The organism is Micromonospora sp. NPDC050686 (assembly GCF_040654475.1).
Classification (GTDB): Bacteria; Actinomycetota; Actinomycetes; order Mycobacteriales; family Micromonosporaceae; genus Micromonospora.
Genome location: NZ_JBFAID010000128.1, coordinates 1 through 2,692, shown reverse-complemented (window position 1 = coordinate 2,692; position 2,692 = coordinate 1). Strand labels below are relative to the sequence as shown.

Here is a 2,692-nt window from a genome sequence, read left to right as displayed (position 1 = left end):
GCCCGGCCGACGAAGTCGCCCCGGCAGGACGGGTGGGTGTCGAACGCCTCGCTGTTGTCGTCGCGGCTGGTGGTGCCCTGCACCGCGCTGTAGCCCAGGCCGCGGCGGGCGAAGGAGCCCCAGATGATGCAGGCGTTCTCGCCGCCGGTCAGCGCCGCGTCGGCGGCGACGATCGCGTCCCGGCCGGTGACGAAGCCCGGTCGGCAGCCCTGCATCTTCAGCCCGTCGATGACCAGTTGCAGCGCCAGGTTGTTGCCACCGGTGCGCCACGACTCGTAGGCGTTCGGGTTGAACCCGTGCCGGTCGACGAGGTTCCAGGTCATGTCCCACAGCACGGCGGCCCAGCCGTGGCCGATGCCGTGCGGGGCCGCCAGCGAGGTGCCGTCCAGCCAGCCGCCGGTCTTGATGCTGTCGTAGGTGAACGGCTGGATCTCCATGTTCCGCGAGTACGGCCGCGGCCGGATGCCGCCACCGACCCGGCTGTCCTGGAACAGCGGGTACTGGCCGTAGCCCCGGGCGTTCTCCGGATCGTCGATGGCGGGGTTGAGCAGCGAGGTGATCGCGAGGAAGTCGCTCCAGCCCTCACCCATCTGCTCGTCGCCGGTGAGGCAGTTGACCGTCGGGCCGCCGGTGAGCCGGTTGGAGACCCCGTGGCCGTACTCGTGGAAGATCGTCTCCGAGCGGAACGAGGCGTCCCGCATCGCCGGCCGGTCCAGGTTGCGGTGCACCCGGCCGGCCGCCGGCAGACCCGCCCGGATGCTGGCCCCGTCGGCCTGGCTCACCATGACCGCCGGGATACCGACGGCCGGGTTCATCGAGCCGCTCATCACCACCGGCGCGCTCGCGACGTTGTTCACCACCACCACGGCGGCGGCGCCCGCCCGCTCGGCGTTGCCCACCTGGGTGTGGTAGTTGCAGGCGCTCGTGCGGTCGACCACCGCGATCGCGCCGGCCGGCAGCCGGTACTCGGTGCAGCCGTCGCCGGCCGCCCCGACGCCGTCGTCGACCGACACCATCTGGCCGGCGAAGCCGGCGCTGGTCGGCGCCGGGGTGAACCGCGCGTACTCCGCCTCGTACGTGCCGGCGGCGGAGCCGCCGTCGACGGTCACCGCGTTCGGCAGGCCGAACTGGTTGCCCGGCCAGAGGAACATCTGCATCCGGGGCCGCCCGCCGTCCAGCGCCGGGGTGGAGAAGTTGGCGTTGTTCTGCCCCGAGCCGTCGTGCGCCTCGCACTGCACGTCGTCGCCGCCGGTCCCACCGCGGCCGTAGTTGTTGACCTGGAAGTTGCCGGACGCCTCGTCGAAGCCGTACCGGTAGGTCAGGTCGTGCACGACGTTGCACCAGTAGAACTGGTTCACCACCGCGGCCTGGGTGTAGGTCTGCGGGTGCTCGTTCAGGTCAGCCGGGAAGTTGAAGCTGAGGCCGGCGCCGCCGTCGGCCGCGCTGTCCGGGTCGACCTGGTTGTTGGCGTCCCGGTCGGTGTAGGCGTGCGCGTTGTTGCCCCGGGTGGTGGTGTGCTCGGCGCCGGGAGCGCCGTCGGTGTCGTGCCAGCCGTACGGCGAGGCGTCCCCGTCGGCCGGGTTGGTCACCAGGGTCTGCGGGCCGTCGTTCGGGTCGCCCTTGGGGAACTCGAACACCCGGTAGCTCGACCCGTCCTGGGCGGGGTTCGGCGGCCGGACACTCGCGGCGGCGGCGGCCGGGGCGGCGGCCGTCGTCGGTGCCGCCCGGCGGCCCAGCGTGCTGGCCAGGTCGGCCGGGCTGTCCTGGTCGGTCCAGTCGTCGGCCGCGAGCAGCTCGCCGCTCTCGGCGTCGACCGTGGCGTTCCACAGGTGCACGTCGCTGGAGTCGTCGATCACCACCTGCCAGGCCGGGCGCAGGCCGTCCCCGGTGGGCTGCCAGCCGAGCTTGGCGGGGATGGGCTGGTCGGAGATGCCGCCGCCGGAGACGACGGTGCGCCCGGCCGGGCCAGCCGTGCGGGTGAGCACCCGGGGGCTCTGCGGGTCGGCGAGGTCGAGGCCGTCGGCGGCGGCCCGCACCGCGTCGACCGCGTCCAGGGCCGGCGCGGCCGTGGCCGCCCCGGTCAGACCGGGGACCAGGGTGTCGCCGACGAAGACGACACTGCCGTCGCGGGCGACGCTGACGGTGGTGGTGGCGCCGAAGACCTCCCGCTCCTGGTGCCGCTGCGCCAGGTTGACGTGGGTCACCCCGCTGTGCTTGCTGGTGTAGCTGGAGGCCACCGTGAGCTCGGCGAGGTCCGTGGCGCGGACCCCGTACTCGGCCGGATGAGCCCGCAGGTAGCGGGTGGCGATCTCCTCGGGGCTGCCCTCGTTCGGGCCGGTGAGGAACCGGCCGAGGGGTTTCGGTTGCTCGTCGGTCGCGGCCCAACCGGGTTGGGCGGTGAACGGCCCGAGGGCCACGACGAGTCCGGTGGCCATCAGCACCGCGGCGGTGCGTCGGCCTCGCGAACGCAGGGGGGATGTCGGCACGGGGTTCTCCCTCTTTGCTGTACGGGACGCGGCGGGTTACGCCTCGAACTGGCCCGCGACGTGCCCGGAGGGAGCGTTCCGAGATCGGACGCTCCCTCCGGTGTCGCGGTCAGGGATCAGCTGATGAACCTGAAGTAGGCCCGGTGCTGGTAGCCGTTGTCGAGGGTGAGGACGAACTCGCGGCAGGTGCCGGCCCAGGCGGGGTC

General features: G+C 73.1%; 1 protein-coding gene. It reads right to left on the bottom strand.

What is annotated here, in order from left to right:
* Positions 1-2,486 (bottom strand): M36 family metallopeptidase (locus tag AB0H57_RS32670; RefSeq protein ID WP_357512589.1); only part of this gene is annotated, 2,486 nt, incomplete at its 3' end.
* Positions 2,487-2,692: the final 206 nt, after the last annotated feature.